Source organism: Pseudomonas mandelii, assembly GCF_002251635.1.
Classification (GTDB): Bacteria; Pseudomonadota; Gammaproteobacteria; order Pseudomonadales; family Pseudomonadaceae; genus Aquipseudomonas; species Aquipseudomonas mandelii_B.
In genome coordinates this window covers 17122-34152 of the sequence record NZ_NMOJ01000196.1, presented here as the reverse complement: position 1 = coordinate 34152, position 17031 = coordinate 17122, and the positions used below count along the sequence as shown (strand labels likewise).

The 17031-nt window shown below is 61.0% G+C and carries 15 protein-coding genes; 6 read left to right on the top strand and 9 right to left on the bottom strand.

What is annotated here, in order from left to right; all coding sequences use genetic code 11:
- Window positions 1–17 precede the first annotated feature (17 nt).
- From B7L09_RS24275 to B7L09_RS24265, 3 genes are read right to left on the bottom strand one after another with little or no spacing between them, the layout of a single operon-like run.
- The gene (locus B7L09_RS24275) at window positions 18–767 is read right to left on the bottom strand and encodes an enoyl-CoA hydratase-related protein (protein WP_094470961.1); all 750 of its coding nucleotides are present in this window, start codon (window positions 765–767) and stop codon (window positions 18–20) included.
- Window positions 768–798: 31 nt separating this feature from the next.
- Window positions 799–1734 carry an iron-sulfur-binding ferredoxin reductase gene (locus B7L09_RS24270; RefSeq protein ID WP_094470960.1) on the bottom strand — a complete coding sequence of 312 codons (936 nt, stop codon included), beginning with the start codon at window positions 1732–1734 and terminating at the stop codon, window positions 799–801.
- Complete coding sequence (locus tag B7L09_RS24265; protein ID WP_094470959.1) at window positions 1727–2833, bottom strand: GGDEF domain-containing protein; 1107 nt, start codon at window positions 2831–2833, stop codon at window positions 1727–1729. Before B7L09_RS24265 ends, B7L09_RS24270 begins: the two co-directional genes overlap by 8 nt.
- Window positions 2834–3412: 579 nt before the next feature.
- Here B7L09_RS24265 and B7L09_RS24260 point away from each other — a divergent pair.
- The 5 genes from B7L09_RS24260 to B7L09_RS24240 all read left to right on the top strand — a co-directional run bounded on the left by B7L09_RS24260 (window position 3413) and on the right by B7L09_RS24240 (window position 10688).
- On the top strand, window positions 3413–4936 hold the full coding sequence (locus tag B7L09_RS24260; protein WP_064453954.1) for a fumarate hydratase: 1524 nt from the start codon (window positions 3413–3415) through the stop codon (window positions 4934–4936).
- Window positions 4937–5099: 163 nt separating this feature from the next.
- Window positions 5100–6866, top strand: coding sequence for a sensor histidine kinase (locus B7L09_RS24255; protein ID WP_094470958.1), 1767 nt, complete (start codon window positions 5100–5102; stop codon window positions 6864–6866).
- A complete protein-coding gene (locus B7L09_RS24250) occupies window positions 6860–8185 on the top strand; it encodes a sigma-54-dependent transcriptional regulator (protein WP_094470957.1) in 1326 nt (441 codons plus the stop codon). Before B7L09_RS24255 ends, B7L09_RS24250 begins: the two co-directional genes overlap by 7 nt.
- Before the next feature lie 309 nt (window positions 8186–8494).
- Window positions 8495–9814 carry an MFS transporter gene (locus tag B7L09_RS24245; RefSeq protein WP_094470956.1) on the top strand — a complete coding sequence of 440 codons (1320 nt, stop codon included), beginning with the start codon at window positions 8495–8497 and terminating at the stop codon, window positions 9812–9814.
- Between the two features lie 244 nt (window positions 9815–10058).
- Entirely contained in the window at window positions 10059–10688 is a 630-nt protein-coding gene (locus tag B7L09_RS24240; protein ID WP_094470955.1) for a flavin reductase family protein, read from the top strand.
- Here the strand turns inward: B7L09_RS24240 and B7L09_RS24235 are convergent, their stop codons facing one another.
- Together B7L09_RS24235 and B7L09_RS24230 are read right to left on the bottom strand one after the other, a co-directional pair.
- Window positions 10689–10919, bottom strand: a complete 231-nt coding sequence (locus tag B7L09_RS24235; protein ID WP_083375873.1) for a hypothetical protein — start codon at window positions 10917–10919, stop codon at window positions 10689–10691.
- Between the two features lie 41 nt (window positions 10920–10960).
- Entirely contained in the window at window positions 10961–11314 is a 354-nt protein-coding gene (locus tag B7L09_RS24230; protein ID WP_094470954.1) for a putative quinol monooxygenase, read from the bottom strand.
- A 335-nt stretch (window positions 11315–11649) separates the two neighbouring features.
- Here B7L09_RS24230 and B7L09_RS24225 point away from each other — a divergent pair, with 335 nt between their 5' ends.
- A complete protein-coding gene (locus tag B7L09_RS24225) occupies window positions 11650–12579 on the top strand; it encodes an AraC family transcriptional regulator (RefSeq protein ID WP_094470953.1) in 930 nt (309 codons plus the stop codon).
- Between the two features lie 153 nt (window positions 12580–12732).
- On the opposite strand, the gene B7L09_RS24220 is transcribed toward B7L09_RS24225, so the two are convergent.
- From B7L09_RS24220 to B7L09_RS24205, 4 genes are all read right to left on the bottom strand, one after another.
- Window positions 12733–13788, bottom strand: a complete 1056-nt coding sequence (locus B7L09_RS24220; protein WP_094470952.1) for an ABC transporter ATP-binding protein — start codon at window positions 13786–13788, stop codon at window positions 12733–12735.
- Between the two features lie 15 nt (window positions 13789–13803).
- Window positions 13804–14652 (bottom strand): ABC transporter permease, encoded by an 849-nt coding sequence (locus B7L09_RS24215; RefSeq protein WP_094470951.1) that lies wholly within the window; start codon window positions 14650–14652, stop codon window positions 13804–13806.
- Window positions 14649–15557: an ABC transporter permease gene (locus B7L09_RS24210; RefSeq protein WP_094470950.1), complete on the bottom strand. Its 909-nt coding sequence runs from the start codon at window positions 15555–15557 to the stop codon at window positions 14649–14651. The genes B7L09_RS24215 and B7L09_RS24210 overlap by 4 nt, the downstream gene beginning before the upstream one ends.
- Window positions 15558–15751: 194 nt before the next feature.
- Window positions 15752–16855 carry an extracellular solute-binding protein gene (locus B7L09_RS24205; RefSeq protein ID WP_094470949.1) on the bottom strand — a complete coding sequence of 368 codons (1104 nt, stop codon included), beginning with the start codon at window positions 16853–16855 and terminating at the stop codon, window positions 15752–15754.
- Between the last annotated feature and the right edge of the window lie 176 nt (window positions 16856–17031).

Genomic DNA, 17031 nt, shown 5'->3' with positions numbered 1-17031 from the left:
GGTTAAATTAGAGGGCCTCATCGCAGGCAAGCCAATGCTGACAACGCCGCCATCGCTTCTTGTGAGCGCAGCCGCTGAGTGAACAACGCGCCCTCCTCTTCGATAACTTTGCGCAGCTGTTCCCGATTCGGCGCCTTCATCAATTGCTTGCTGATCCGCACCGCGTCCGGCGGCAATGACTCAAACCGCAACGCCATCTCTCGCGCTTTGGCCAACGCCGCTTTGCCGCTGCCCAACGCCTCGGTCGCAATCCCCCATGCCGCCGCCTGTTCACCGCTGAACCCTTCGCCGAGCAGCAGCAACTCCGCCGCTTTTGCGTGGCCGAGCAGTCGCGGCAGGATCAGGCTGGAACCAAACTCCGGGCACAACCCGAGGTTCACGAACGGCATCCGCAACCGCGCATCCCGACTGACATACACCAAATCGCAATGCAGCAACATCGTCGTGCCGATCCCCACCGCAGCGCCCGCCACGGCGGCGATCACCGGTTTGCGGCATTCCAGCAAGTTGAGCATGAAGTGAAACACCGGGCTGTCGAGGTTGCTCGGCGGTTGCTGGATGAAGTCGGCAATGTCGTTGCCGGCAGTGAAGCACTCGGCGCTGCCGGTGATCAGCACGGCGTTGATTTCGGGGTCGGTGTCGGCCTGTTTCAGCGCGTCAGCCAAGTGGCTGTACATGGCGCGGGTCAGGGCGTTTTTCTTGTCGGGGCGGTTCAGGCGCAGGGTCAGCAGGCCGCGTTCGCGTTCAAGCTGGATGGCATCGGTCATGGCGAGTCTCGCGTCGTTAAACGATCAGCGCTCAACCACGGGGAACAAAGACATCCGCCAGCAGTTGGTTGCGCGGCAATCCGGCCAGGTACAAACGCCGGGCAAAGGCGTCGACACTGTCGGGGGCTCCGCAGACTAAGGCCAGGGTTTGTCGGGAAACAAGCCGCAGTTGCGCCAACGCCTGCGGCAACTCGGCCGGGGTCCAGCATTCGATGCTGAGGTTTTCACGCACATCGCACATGGCTTGCAGGGGTTTGGCCAGGTAATGCTCGCTGGTGTCATGGGCGAGGTGAATGACGCGGATGGCGCCTTGGTGATCCTGACGCAGCGCTTCGCGCAACACCCCGAACAACGGCCCCAATCCCGTACCGGCGGCCATCAGCCACAGCGGTCGAGTGCTCCAGTCGGGGTCGTATTGCAACGCTCCGCCACGCAATTCGCCGAGGCGGATCGGGTCGCCGATTTTCAGTTGGCGGGCCGCATTGCTGAACTCACCCGGCTGGCGACAATCGAGGTGAAATTCCAGAAAACGGTCTTCTTCCGGCAGGCTCGCCAAGGAGTATGGCCGTGCCACGTTACCCGCCCACAACACCAGATGCTGCCCGGCACGGTAGCGCAACGGTCGCTCGGTTGTCAGGCGCAAACGCAACACACTGGCGCTCAACCAATCGACAGCGGCGACTTGCGCCGGGCGGCCGTCGACGTGTGGATCGAAGGTATGCACCTGCAAGTCCTCGACCACCTGACACTGACACGCCAAGCGCCAACCTTGCTGACGCTGTTCAACACTCAACGCATCGGGACGGCTGTCACTGGGCAAGCCTTGGACGCATTGCACCAGGCACGCGTGGCAACTGCCGGCGCGACAACTGTAGGGCACGGCCACGCCGTTCTGGTTCAGGGCATCGAGCAGATTGCTGCCCGGCGCCACGGACCAGTGGCGCTCACCGACGCGCAACTCAGGCATCGACGTTCTCCCACGCCGCCGCGCAACGATTGCGACCGTCACGCTTGGCGCGGTAAAGCGCCTGGTCGGCGCGCTGCAAGGCATCGTCGAGATCATCGCCCAGCTCCAGCAAGGTCATGCCGGCGGACAAGCTGAGGTGGGCGACGTTGAGTCCGACCAGTTCGACATCGGTGAAGGCGATACGCAACCGTTCGCAACAGGAGGTCAGGCGTTCGGCGTTGCAGTCGGGCAACAGCACCACGAACTCTTCGCCGCCATAACGGGCCAGCACATCCCCCTCGCGCAGGCAGGCGGTGGCCACGCCGGCAAAGGCTTGCAGTACCTGATCGCCAGCAGCGTGGCCATGAACATCATTGATACGTTTGAAGTGGTCGAGGTCGATCAGCGCCAGGCCATGCACCACGCCAGCGTCCATCGCATTCAGCTCGCGGGAGGCCAGGCGCAGGAAATGCCGGCGGTTGAACAGCCCGGTGAGTTCGTCGGTGGCGACCAGGTCTTCGAGCTGGCGCATCATCCCGCGCAGGGTGTCCTGGTGTGCCTGCAAGGCAAACCGTCGTTGCCTCATACGTTGACGCGAGGCCTGGACGTAACGGGCATAGAGCTCCAGCCACACCAAGACGATAAACAGCACGCACACCTGCAACGCCGCCAGCGCCGGGTCGTGCAACTGGAAGTGGTAGCCCTCCCACAGGGTGATCGCGCTGAAACTGAAAAACACCAACAGCGCGCACCGCACAAACGCACGGCGCGAAAGATGGAACAGCCCGAACAACATGATCAACAGGTAGAACACCAGGAACGCGCCGCGTGCCTCATCCAGATTGGCGATCAGCCACGTCTGCCACCCCAGGCCCATCAACACTTGTGCTTCGGTCAGGCTCGGGTCGGAAAAGCGCAGGTTGCAGCCGCTGTAAAACAACGCAAACAACGTCCCTTGAGTGATCACCACCAGCGCACTGCCGATGGCCACGCTGGTCAGCGATTCATCGTAATGCCCGGTGAAAAACGCCAGCCACAGCAAGACCAAAGCCAGGGCGTAGGTGCCGGCTGCGAGGGCAAAGCGTTTGAGTAAAAGCCGTTGGATGGCGTTATGGGTCAATCGTTGACTCACCGTGCGAAAGGAGGCTGACCGAGTGTCCTACTCTACAGACCGAATGCCACTTTAGTGGGGTGTCTGATAAATGACCATTCAATTTTCGGGGCAGAAAACTGGCGTCAAAAGCATGTCCGATTTTCACCTGGATCCTGATGCTGGCCATGGTCCCTGTAGCCGCTGGCGAAGCCTGCGGCTACAGGGATCGCGGTGTTATAAGACCAACGATTGACTGCCACCTGTCTCACCGAGGTGTAGCTATCGGATCCTGATGCTGGCCATGGTCCCTGTAGCCGCTGGCGAAGCCTGCGGCTACAGGGATCGCGGTGTTATAAGACCAACGATTGACTGCCGGCGGGTGTGCCTGGAACCGAGGCGCGTTATACTGCCGCGCCTTTTTAGCGTCGCGCCAGCTTCCCCGGCGTGCCTTGTAAAGGTGCTTGCAACCGACCGATGCACCCAAGCTGCAAGCACCTTATTGCCTGCAGCACTCGGCGTGCCTTGGAAAGGTGACTTCAGCCGACCGATGTACCCCACTGAAGCCACCTTTATTGAATGTTCCCGTCTTATAGAGGAGCGCGACTCATGACCGTGATCAAGCAAGACGACCTGATTCAGAGCGTTGCCGACGCCCTGCAATTCATTTCCTACTACCACCCCGTTGACTTCATTCAGGCGATGCACGAAGCCTACCTGCGCGAAGAATCCCCGGCAGCCCGTGACTCCATCGCGCAGATCCTGATCAACTCGCGCATGTGTGCCACCGGCCATCGCCCGATCTGCCAGGACACCGGTATCGTCACCGTATTTGTACGTGTAGGCATGGACGTGCGCTGGGATGGCGCCACGATGAGCCTGGACGACATGATCAACCAAGGTGTGCGCCAGGCCTACAACCTGCCGGAAAACGTCCTGCGCGCATCCATCCTGGCCGACCCGGCTGGCGCGCGTAAAAACACCAAGGACAACACCCCTGCAGTCATCCACTACTCCATCGTCCCGGGTAACACCGTGGAAGTGGACGTGGCCGCTAAAGGTGGTGGTTCCGAGAACAAGTCGAAAATGGCCATGCTCAACCCGTCCGACTCGATCGTCGACTGGGTGCTCAAGACCGTTCCGACCATGGGCGCCGGCTGGTGCCCACCGGGCATGCTGGGCATCGGCATCGGCGGCACCGCCGAGAAAGCCGCCGTGATGGCCAAGGAAGTGTTGATGGAATCCATCGACATCCACGAGCTGAAAAAGCGCGGCCCGCAGAACCGTATCGAAGAGATGCGCCTGGAGCTGTTCGAGAAGGTCAACCAACTGGGCATCGGTGCCCAGGGCCTGGGTGGCCTGACCACCGTGCTCGACGTAAAAATCATGGACTACCCGACCCACGCAGCCTCGCTGCCGGTGTGCATGATCCCCAACTGCGCCGCCACCCGTCACGCGCACTTCGTGCTCGACGGTTCGGGCCCGGCGTCGCTGGAAGCGCCACCGCTGGACGCTTACCCGGAAATCGTCTGGGAAGCCGGCCCGTCGGCCCGTCGCGTCAACCTCGACACCCTGACCCCGGAAGACGTGCAGAGCTGGAAGCCGGGCGAAACCGTCTTGCTCAACGGCAAGATGCTCACCGGCCGCGACGCTGCGCACAAGCGCATGGTCGAGATGCTCAACAAGGGTGAAACCTTGCCGGTGGACCTCAAGGGTCGCTTCATCTACTACGTCGGCCCGGTTGATCCGGTGCGCGAAGAAGTGGTTGGCCCGGCAGGCCCGACCACCGCGACGCGGATGGACAAGTTCACCCGTCAGATCCTCGAGCAAACCGGCCTGCTGGGCATGATCGGCAAATCCGAGCGCGGCCCGACCGCCATCGAAGCGATCAAGGACCACAAAGCCGTGTACCTGATGGCCGTTGGCGGCGCGGCTTACCTGGTGGCGCAAGCCATCAAGAAGTCGCGCGTGGTCGCGTTTGCCGAACTGGGCATGGAAGCGATCTACGAGTTCGACGTGAAAGACATGCCGGTCACCGTAGCGGTGGACAGCAAGGGCGAATCCGTCCACATCACCGGTCCTGCCATCTGGCAGAAAAAGATCAGTGAAAGCCTGGCGGTAGAGGTGCAGTAAGCACTTCCCTCGCAAGGATAAAGGCGACTGCGGCCCCATGGCCCAGTCGCCTTTTTTATGACTGGCAATGTTGCAATGACAAACTCGGTCATGTGGGAGCTGGCTTAGGAAACCGGGCGGCATGCTATGGTGCGCGCCCGTACCTCTTCCTGTTTCCTAAAGCATGCTGCCGACTTCGCGCACGTTACGCCTGACGCTGTACACCTTGCTGATCGTTGCCGGTGCCGCACTGGCAGCCGGTTTTGCCCTGCGTCACGCCGAACGCCAGGCGCTGGTCGAAGACGCCGCGCGGGCCAATCAGCAGTTGGCGCTCTACGCAAATTCCCTGCACACCCTGATTGATCGCTACCGCGCCCTGCCCGCCGTGCTGGCGCTGGACCCGGAGTTGCGCGGCGCGCTCAATGGCCAGGTAACGCCCGAACAACAGGACGCGTTGAACCGCAAACTGGAAAAAATCAACGGCGCCGCGCAGTCCTCGACCCTGGAACTGCTCGACCGCACCGGCCTCGCCGTGGCCGCCAGCAATTGGCGTTTGCCCAGCAGTTACGTCGGCCACAACTACGGCTTTCGCCCCTACTTCAGCCAGACCCGCACCCAGGGCACCGGGCGCTTTTATGCGGTGGGGGTGACTAGCGGCATTCCGGGGTATTTCCTGTCCAGCGCGGTGACCAGCGACAGTGGCGAGTTCCTCGGGGCGATGGTGGTGAAGCTCGAGTTTCCGGAACTGGAGCGTGAATGGCGCCAGGGCAGCGACACGCTGCTGGTCAGCGATGCACGCGGCATTATCTTTATCGCCAATCAACCAGGCTGGCGCTATCGCCTGTTGAAACCCTTGAGTGACAGCGATCACGCCGAGCTCAAGGTCACCCGCCAATACGACAAACAACCGCTGACCCCGCTGGACTATCAATCGCTGCAGCGCTTTGACGACAACAGCGATCTGGCGCGGGTCGTCGGGCCTGACGGCACGGCCAATTACCTGTGGGAATCGCTGCCGCTGAGCACGGAAGGCTGGACCTTGCACCTGCTGCGCCGCCCGCAAGTCGCCTTCGAAGACAGCCGCAACGCCGCGCTCGCAGCGGCCGGGCTGTGGCTGGCGCTGGTGTTTCTGTTGCTGTTCCTCAATCAGCGCTGGCGCCTGGCGAAAATGCGTCAGCGCAGCCGTGAAGAGCTCGAACAATTGGTCGAAGAGCGCACCCGCGACCTGCGCACCGCTCAGGACGGTCTGGTGCANTCAGCCAAGCTGGCGGCACTGGGGCAGATGTCCGCCGCCCTCGCCCATGAAATCAACCAGCCACTGACCGCCCAGCGCATGCAGTTGGCGACCTTGCGGCTGCTGCTGGACCATGGCCGCGTGGACGATGCCTACAAGGCGCTCACCCCGCTGGACGACATGCTCACGCGCATGGCCGCCCTCACCGGCCACCTGAAAACCTTTGCCCGCAAAAGCCCCAGCGGTTTGCGCGAACGGCTGGATCTGGCGGCGGTGGTCGACCAATCGCTGCAATTGCTCGACGCGCGTCTGCATGATGAGCAGGTCAGCACCGTGCTGCACCTGACGCGCCCGGCGTGGGTGCGTGGCGATGCGATCCGACTGGAACAGGTGTTGATCAACCTGCTGCGCAATGCGCTGGACGCCATGGCGGACAAACCGCGCAAACGCCTGGAAATCCGCCTGCACGCCGACCAGCAACTCTGGCACCTGACCGTCACCGACAACGGAGGCGGCATCGCCGAAGAACACTTGCCGAACGTGTTCGATCCGTTCTTCACCACCAAACCGGTGGGCGATGGCCTGGGTCTTGGCCTGGCGGTATCGTTTGCCATCGTTCACGAATCGGGTGGGCGCCTGAGCGCCGACAATCACGCCAACGGCGCCGTGTTCACCGTGACTTTACCCATCGATCTGGAGGCCCACGGCCCATGCTGAATTCCGTGATGGTGGTCGACGACGAAGCCAGCATTCGCACGGCCGTCGAGCAATGGCTGAGCCTGTCGGGGTTTGACGTGCAGTTGTTCAGTCGCGCTGAAGAATGCCTGGCGCAATTGCCCAAGGATTTCCCCGGGGTGATCTTGAGCGACGTGCGCATGCCCGGCATGACCGGCCTGGAGTTGCTGGCCGAGGTTCAGCGCCGCGATGCCGATCTGCCGGTGATTCTGCTGACCGGCCACGGCGATGTACCGATGGCGGTCGAAGCGATGCGCGATGGCGCCTATGACTTCCTCGAAAAACCGTTCAGCCCGGAAACCCTGCTGAGCAGTTTGCGCAGGGCGCTGGACAAGCGCCGGCTGGTGCTGGAAAACCGCGCCTTGCATGAGCTGGCCGACAACCGCGCCAAACTCGACGCGACGCTGCTGGGCGTGTCACGCGGTTTGCAGACGTTGCGCCGGCAGGTACTGGATCTGGCGGCGCTGCCCGTCAACGTGTTGATTCGTGGCGAGACCGGCAGCGGCAAGGAATTGGTCGCCCGCTGCCTGCATGATTTTGGCCCGCGCGCGAAAAAGCCGTTTGTCGCGCTCAATTGCGCAGCGATCCCCGAGCAGTTGTTTGAGGCCGAGCTGTTCGGCCACGAAAGCGGCGCGTTCACCGGCGCCCAGGGCAGGCGCATCGGCAAGCTGGAGTACGCCCATGGCGGCACACTGTTTCTCGATGAAATCGAAAGCATGCCACTGGCCCAGCAGGTGAAACTGTTGCGCGTGTTGCAGGAACAGAAACTCGAGCGTCTGGGTTCGAATCAAAGTATTCACGTGGATTTGCGGATCATCGCCGCGACCAAGCCCGATCTGCTGGATGAGGCGCGGGCCGGTCGTTTTCGCGAGGATTTGGCCTATCGGTTGAACGTCGCTGAGTTGCGTCTGCCGCCCTTGCGTGAGCGGCGTGAAGACATTCCATTGTTGTTCGAAACGTTTGCGCAGAACGCCGCCGAGCGTTTGGGCCGCACATTTCCACCGTTGAGCGGCCCGCAGTTGAGCCATCTGTTGAGCCACGACTGGCCGGGCAATGTGCGCGAACTGGCGAACGTGGCCGAGCGTCAGGTGCTGGGGTTGGGTGAACCGGAACCGGTCGGGATCGATCCCGGCCAGTCGCTGGCGGCACAGGCGGAAGCGTTTGAAGCGCATTGCCTGCGCGCAGCGTTGACCCGGCACAAGGGCGACGTGAAAGCGGTGCTTGAAGAACTGCAACTGCCGCGCCGGACCTTCAATGAAAAGATGCAGCGACATGGCCTGAGTCGGGAGATGTTCTTGTAGTGCCTGAACGGGCCCCTTCGCGGGCAAGCCCGCTCCCACAGGGTGTGGTGTCGTACACAAAATCTTCGTTCAACTCGGTCACTGTGGGAGCAGGCTTGCTCGCGAAGGGGCCAGTGCAGGCAACGCAATCCACAACCCAGATAAGCAATTTTCCGCTCACGCCTGACCCGGCATAAGCGGATTTCCGCTCACCAGTTCCCCGCAACCCCTCTAAACCAGCCCTCCTTGATGTGGCACACCTCCTGCTATAGCCCACACAGGCTGCGTTTCAACGCGCTCCACAAAAACAATTAGATGAAGGATCCTTCAATGGATAACTCCAACACCTTGCCTCTGGGGTCGGCGGCTGCGCCGGCAAAAGAACGCAGTACGTCCAGCCGGATCAAATCGATCTTCAGCGGCTCCGTCGGCAACATGGTCGAGTGGTATGACTGGTACGTCTACGCTGCCTTCTCCCTGTACTTCGCCAAGTCCTTTTTCCCCAAAGGCGACNCCACCGCCCAGTTGATGAACACCGCCGCCATCTTTGCCGTGGGCTTCATCATGCGCCCGATCGGTGGCTGGCTGATGGGCCTCTACGCCGACTACAAGGGCCGCAAGGCCGCACTGATGGCCTCGGTATTGCTGATGTGCTTCGGCTCGCTGCTGATCGCATTGACCCCGGGCTACGACACCATCGGCATCGGCGCACCGATCATGCTGGTGTTCGCACGCTTGCTGCAAGGCCTGTCGGTCGGCGGCGAGTACGGCACCTCGGCCACCTACTTGAGTGAAATGGCGACCAAGGAACGTCGCGGTTTCTTCTCCAGCTTCCAGTACGTGACCCTGATCTCCGGCCAGCTCATCGCCCTGGCCGTATTGATCATTCTGCAACAAACCCTGACCACCGAGCAGCTGTATGCCTGGGGCTGGCGCATCCCGTTCGCCATCGGCGCCTTGTGCGCAGTGGTCGCGCTGTTCTTGCGTCGCGGCATGGAAGAAACCGAGTCGTTCACCAAAAAGGAAAAGGCCAAGGAAAGCGCGATGCGCACCTTGATGCGCCACCCCAAGGAAGTGTTGACCGTGGTCGGCCTGACCATGGGCGGCACCCTGGCGTTCTACACCTACACCACCTACATGCAGAAATACCTGGTGAATACCGTCGGCATGAGCATCTCCGACTCCACCACCATTTCAGCCGCCACGCTGTTTCTGTTCATGTGCCTGCAACCCCTGGTCGGCGGGCTGTCCGACAAAGTCGGCCGGCGGCCGATCCTGATCGCGTTCGGTATCCTCGGCACGCTGTTCACCGTGCCGATCCTCACCACCCTGCACACCATCCAAAGCTGGTGGGGCGCGTTCTTTCTGATCATGGCAGCGCTGATCATTGTCAGCGGCTACACCTCGATCAATGCGGTGGTAAAAGCCGAGCTGTTCCCTACGGAAATCCGCGCCCTGGGCGTGGGCCTGCCGTATGCACTGACCGTTTCGATTTTCGGCGGCACCGCTGAATACATCGCACTGTGGTTCAAGAGCATTAGCATGGAGACCGGTTACTACTGGTATGTGACNGCGTGTATTGCNGTATCGCTGCTGGTGTACATCACCATGAAAGACACCCGCAAGCATTCGCGGATCGAGACGGACTGAGTCCGCCCGCGCAATAAAAACAGGGGCAGACCTTCACGGGTCTGCCCCTTTTCATTGAATAAAAACTACAAAACACTGTGGGAGCGGGCTTGCTCGCGATGGCGGTGTGTCAGTCGATGNATGTGTTGACTGACACNCCGCCATCGCAGGCAAGCCNGCTCCCACATTTTGATCTTNCCGCTGGNNATTATGGTTTCGTCCTTGCACTATGAACGCCATCCGCACACCGCCCAGGAATCCCTTCATGCCCGACGACATCCACTTCTACGAACCCGCCAACGGCCACGGCCTGCCGCACGACCCGTTCAATGCCATCGTCGGCCCACGGCCCATCGGCTGGATTTCCTCCCACGACAGCGAAGGCCGTCTGAACCTGGCGCCCTACAGTTTCTTCAATGCGTTCAACTACATCCCGCCGATCATTGGGTTTTCCAGCGTCGGGCGCAAAGACAGCCTGAACAACATCGAGCAGACCGGCGAGTTTGTGTGGAACCTGGCCACCCGCCCGCTGGCCGAGCAGATGAACCAGAGTTGCGCAGCGGTAGCGCCGCAGGTGAATGAGTTCGAACTGTCCGGCCTGACGCCGGTGGCCTCGAAAATCGTCGGCGTGCCGCGTGTGGGCGAAAGCCCGGTGTCCTTCGAGTGCAAGGTCACGCAGATCATTCAGTTGCAGCGGGCGGACGGGAACGTGGTGCCGAGCTGGCTGATTCTGGGCGAAGTGGTCGCCGTGCATATCGCCAAGTGGCTGTTGAAAGACGGGGTGTACGACACCGCCGCGGCAGAACCGATTCTGCGCGGCGGCGGGCCAGCGGATTACTTTCAGCTGGGGCCAGAGGCCTTGTTCAAGATGTTCCGCCCGGGGGCGGTCAAGTAATCACCAGAGCAGGTCGGCGTCTTCTTTGACGTCTTTGAGGCGGGTCAGCTCTTTTGCGGCGGCCAGATCAGCCTCGTTGGCCGTCTTGAAGATTTGCCCTTCAAGTACTTTGTGAAAACGTGGCGCACCGGTGCCACCGATGGCTTTGACGGCGATCGCGGCGTGGTAACCCCCCTCGCCCGGTACTACAGCGGAAACAGCTTCGAAATGATCAAAGGCTTTACGTGCCATGTCGCGGATCCTGGCTGATTGAGAATGGAGCCATTAAACCCTCAACCCGCCATTTTGTGTACCCACGACCGGGACTGCCCCAGCGCCTGGTCGGCCGACACGTCCTTGAAGGTATGAAAATCCAGGCTGTTGACCACCAGTTCCTGCACCAGCTCGGCGAAAATCTCCATCGCCGGGGTGCCGAAATAGGCCGTCATCGCTTGCTGGTGCGTCCAGAAACCGGACACCAGCCACAACTCTGGTTCACATTGCGAATGCTGCAGGGAAAAACTCAGGCAACCCGGCGCGCTGCGGGACGGCTCGATCAAGGCGCTCAGGCGCGCCCCGAGTTCTGCCGAACGCCCGGCGCGGGCACGAACAAAAGCCATATGACTGACGGGGATCTGCGTAGACATGTTCAACCCTCCCAGGGAGTCGAGTGGCAGCCGGGGGACGGGCTGCGACAGGATCAAAGGTTAAGCGCACAGGGGGAAGCGCGGTTAGTCGATTCCTGCCGGCTTTTTGCACAATCCTGCGCGGCGTTTCGATAAACCTGTAACAACCTGTAAAAGCGTTCGTATCAACGAAACACGGCTTTCAAGCAAGTTTCCCTGGGTTGCAGCAGCGATAGAGGCACCGCTGATCCACTCGATGCAGAATCAGGCAAGCTTGAGGCAGGATGTGTCTACCGCTGCGTCTTGCACAAACTTAAGCTGGCCCCATTACCAACACCTGCGCGAGGATGCCCGGCATGTCGTCGTTCGATCACTTTCAAGCCCCGCTGGATGCCGACATGGAGAAACAGCGCGCGGAACTGGCCACTATCATCCGTCGCAACACAACGGACGATGGCACTTATGCCACTGCGGTCGGCTCGCTGTTCATGTCGCGTCACGGTAAGTCTCATGACTTTGCCCCGGTGCTGGCGCAACCGGCGTTGTGCATCATGGCCCAGGGCCGCAAAGAGGTCAGGCTGGCCGATGAATACTTCAATTACGATCCGCTGAATTACCTGGTGGTGTCGGTCTCGATGCCACTGAGCGGACGAGTAGTGAATGTCACCTCTGAAGAACCGATCCTCGCGGTGCGACTGGATATTGATCCGGCCGAAATTACCGCGCTGATTGCCGACGCCGGCCCTTTGGGCGTACCGACCCGCCCCACCGGCCGCGGCCTGTATGTCGAACGGATTGATACAGCGATGCTCGACGCGGTGTTGCGTCTGGCGCGTTTGCTGGATGCGCCGAAAGACATCGCCATGCTCGCGCCGCTGATTCGTCGGGAGATTCTTTATCGGTTGTTGCGCAGTCAGCAGGGGCATCGGCTGTATGAGATTGCGATTGCCAATAGCCAGAGCCANCGTGTGAGCCAGGCGATCAAGTGGCTGAACGGCAACTATGAGCAGCCGCTGCGTATCGATGATCTGGCGAAGGAAGTGAACCTGAGCGTGTCGACGTTGCATCACCGTTTCAAGGCGATGACGGCGATGAGCCCGCTGCAGTATCAGAAGCAACTGCGCTTGCAGGAGGCGCGGCGGTTGATGATCGCCGAAGGGCTGGAGGCCTCGGCAGCGGCGTATCGGGTGGGGTATGAAAGCCCGTCACAATTCAGCCGGGAATACAGCCGGTTGTTTGGGGCGCCACCGCTGAGAGATTTGGCCCGGTTGCGCCAAAGCATCTGACCCACTGCAATTAATATTGTGGGAGCTGGCTTGCCTGCGATGGCGGTGTATCANCGCGGGCAAGCCCGCTCCCACAGGTATTGCGGTGTACACATAACCTGTGGGAGCGGGCTTGCCCGCGATGGGGCCAATGAATTCAGCCCGTTTCTAATGTCAGGCGCCGAGTACGCGGCACGCCTCAGCCGGCAAAGTCACCGACACCGGGTTGCCAATGCTCAGCCCAAACCCCTGACACGGCGTGCTCAGCGCGGTAAACGACACCCCGGAACACTCAACCGTCGTTTCAATCGTCGCGCCAATATCGCGCACAAACGTCACCGTGCCGAGCAACCGGTTCCCCGCCGTCGCCTGCGGATGCGACAGTTGCAGGTCTTCAGGGCGAATCAGCATTTTCACCTTCTCACCGGCCACAATGCTGCTGCAGATCGGCACTTCCAGCGCATCACCACCCGGCAGGCCGACCTTGCCGTTACCCAGCGCGGTGGCCGGGAAGATGTTGCCCGAGCCGATAAAGTCCGCGACAAATTCGTTGGCCGGGTGCCGGTAGATTTCAATCGGCGTGCCAACTTGTTGCACCCGATGCTCACCCAATACCACCACGATATCGGCCATGGTCATGGCTTCACGCTGATCGTGGGTCACCATGATCGTGGTGATGTTCAGGCGCTGTTGCAGCTGACGGATTTCCACTTGCATCGACTCGCGCAGCTTGGCGTCGAGCGCCGACAGCGGCTCATCGAGCAGGAGGATTTTCGGGTGGTTGGCAATCGCCCGGGCAATCGCCACGCGCTGGCGTTGACCGCCAGACAGCTTCGCCACAGGGCGATCAATCATCTCGCTCAGCTGTATCAGTTCCAGCAACTCCACCACCCGCGCCTGCTGGTCAGCCTTGCTGACCCCGCGCAGTTTCAGCGGATAGGCGATGTTCTCCCCCACCGTCATGTGCGGAAACAGCGCCAGGGACTGGAACACCATGCCGAAATTGCGCTGATGCGCAGGCGTGTGGCCGATGTCTTCACCGTCCAGGCGAATCTCGCCGCCGCTCAGGGTTTCAAGCCCGGCAATCATCCGCAGCAAGGTGGTTTTACCGCAGCCCGACGGGCCGAGGAAACACACCAGTTTGCCTTCCGGCAAATGCAGGTTTACATCCTTTACCGCGCAGGCCGAGCCGTAATGTTTCTCGACGTTTTCCAGAATCAGACCAGTCATGTTGCACCTCAAGAATCAGAACGAAACGCCACCTTCACCGACCAGCTTCTCCAGCGCCCAGATCAGGACGAAGTCGATCAGCACGATCAGCACGGCAAACGAGAAAACGGTAGGGTCGAGCGAAGACACGGTGCGGCTGTACATCCAGATCGGCACGGTCATCACGTCGATGGTGTAGAGGAAATAGGTCACGGTGAATTCGTTGAACGAGACGATGAACGCCAGCAGCATCCCCGCCAGAATCCCCGACTTCATCAACGGCACCACCACATCGATAATCGCTCGCAGCGGGGAAGCGCCGAGCATTTGTGCGGCCTCTTCGACTTCGCTGCCGATGGAGAGCATCGCCGCCGTGCAGTTCTTCACCACGAACGGCAACGCCAGGATCACGTGGGCGATCACCAGCCGCGAGGTGGTCATCTGGAACGGCAGGCTGTCGAACACCAGCAGCAACGCCAGCCCCAACACCACCATCGGAAACACCAGCGGCAGCGACATCAGTTGCAGCGCCACGGCCTTGCCACGGAACTCACAACGGGTCAGCGCGTAAGCCGCCGGTACCGCCACAATCGTGGCGAAGACCATGGTCAGGCACGCCACCATCAGGCTGGTGGTCATGGCTTTGCCCAGGCTCAGCACATCGCTGGAATCCGGTGACACGAAAGTGTGCCAGGCGGCCTTGTACCATTGCAGGCTGTAGCTGCTCGGCGGGAAGTCGAGGTTCGAGGCACCACTGAACGACATCACAATCATGGTCAGGATCGGCAACACCGCCAGCAGCAGGATGAAGCCTGAGAGGATGCCGGCAAACTTGCCGGTCTCGCCGGGCAGCAGCCCATAACGTTTCTTGGTCAACGTGCTCATTGGGAAGCCTCCAGCATGCGCCGACGACGGCCTGTGATGAATTCGGACAAGGTCATGATTGCCAGCGTGGTGACAATCAACACTACGCCGGCAGCGGAGGCGGCAGGCCAGTTCATCAGCGGGGCGATCTGGTCATGCACCATCACTGCAAGCATCGGCACGCGCCGACCGCCGAGCAGCAAAGGCACGACGAAGCTGCTGGCGTTGTAGGCGAACACCAATGTCGCGCCGGTGATGATCCCCGGCATGCTCATCGGCAGCACCACTTGGCGGAACACCTGGAAACGACTCGCGCCGAGGGTGGCGGCGGCTTCTTCGTAAGTACGGGCGACGCCGCGCATGGCGCTGGCAATCGGCAGCACGGCCAATGGGAACGCGGTTTGCACCAGCCCCATCAACACGCCGTTCTGGTTGTAGAGCAACATGATCGGGCGCTTGATCAGGCCCAGGCCCATCAGCGCCTGATTGAGCATGCCACCAGGGCCGAGAATCACCAGCCAGCCGTAGCTTTGCAGCAGCAGGTTGACCAGCAAGGGCAGCAGCACCGCGGCGAGGAAGATCCGTCGCACGAACGGCGAGGTCAGCCGCGACATGGTGTAGGCCACCGGGATCGCCAGCACGACGGCGATCACTGCGCTGATCAAGGCCAGGCGCAGGGTCAGCAGCAAGGATTTGAGGTAATAGGGTTCGAGCAATTGGGCGTAACTGGCCAGGCTGAACCCGGTCCACTCTGCGCCTTTGGTGCCCACGCTCATGCGCAGCACCAGCAGGCTGGCGGCAATCAGCACGCCCAGAAACAGCATCGACGGCGAGAGGAAAAACCACGCACGCGCCGTCGGCGAAACACCCCGGTTGGCGCGCGCGGGAGCGGCGGCGACCGGATGAGTCAAAGGTTGGTGTTCCATAGCAAAGGTCTCGTCAATGGAAAGCAGCTGACAAACACAAGACGTGAAACCACCGTGAACCCTGTGGGAGCGGGCTTGCTCGCGAAGAGGCCGTGTCAGTCGACATCAATGTTGAATGTCACACAGCATTCGCGAGCAAGCCCGCTCCCACATTTTGATTTGTGGTGCTCTCAGGGCTTGTGTTCGTCACTCGATCAGGAAGAAAAGATTTCCGTGTAACGACGAATCCATTGGTCATGCACGGTGGCCAGGAAGGCGTTGTCGTGCATGATCGCCTTCTCGGCAATCTGCTCCGGCGTGAGGATGTACGGGCTTTTGCGCGCTTCAGCGGAGATGATCGCCTTGGCGTTGACCGGGCCGTTGTAGATGTCTTCGGCCATCTTGCCCTGCACCAGCGGGTCCAGAGAGTGGTTGATGAAGGCGTAGGTCAGGTCGGTATCGCCCGGACGGTTCTTCGGCATCACCGAGAGCATCAGGTCGGTGTAGAAACCTTCCTTCATCCCGAACGTGGCGCCCAGGCCGTAGGCCGGATCGCGGATCTGTTTCGGGAAGAACGCGGGTGCGTACAGACCGCCCATGTCCAGGGAACCGGTGCGGAACAGTTCGGCGATCTGGTTCGGGTTTTCACCCAGGGTGACCACACGGTCTTTCAGCTCGGCGAGTTTCTTGAAGCCCGGCTCGATGTTGTGCTCGTCACCACCGGCCAGTTTGGCGGCGATGATGATCAGGTCCATCGCTTCGGTCCAGTTCGGCGGCGGCAGGAAGATGTTCGGCGACAGCTCGGCGTCCCACAGGGCGGCATAACTGTCCGGTGCTTCCTTGATGGTGCGGGTGCTGTAGACGAGGCTGTTGCACCACAGCAGGTAACCGATGCCGTGACCATTGGCGCCGGTGCGGTATTTCTCCGGTACGTCGACCAGGTTGGGAATGCGGTTGAGGTCGGGTTTTTCCAGCAGATTGGCCGCGGCCAGGCCTTCGGCGCCTACGCCGGCCAGGGTGATGATGTCGTACTGCGGACGATCACCGCCGGCCTTGAGCTTGGCAACCATTTCCGAGGTGCTGCCGGTGCGGTCAGCGATGACCTTGCAACCGTACTTGTCTTCGAAAGTGGCTGCGATGTTACGCAGAGCAGCCAGGCCAGTGTCATCAGACCAGGTCAGCAGGCGCAGGGTCTTGCCCTGGAACCGCGTGTCGCTGGCATTGGCCTTGACGAAGGGCAAACTCATGGCCGCCGCGGCTACGGACGCCACGCCCACGGTTTTGATGAATTGACGTCTGTTTAGATCATGCTCGCCCATTACGGACTCCCTTTGTTTTTGTAGGTATAAGGCAGGTCGAAACTGTTGCATCCGCGCGGCCGGATCAGCGTTATCCCTCGTATTTTCGGGGGCTTGGCTGAACCAGTGAGTTCATCCTGAGGTCGTGCAAAACACCTGACTATCGATAAAAACTCATCGAAGCCATGACACCAGCG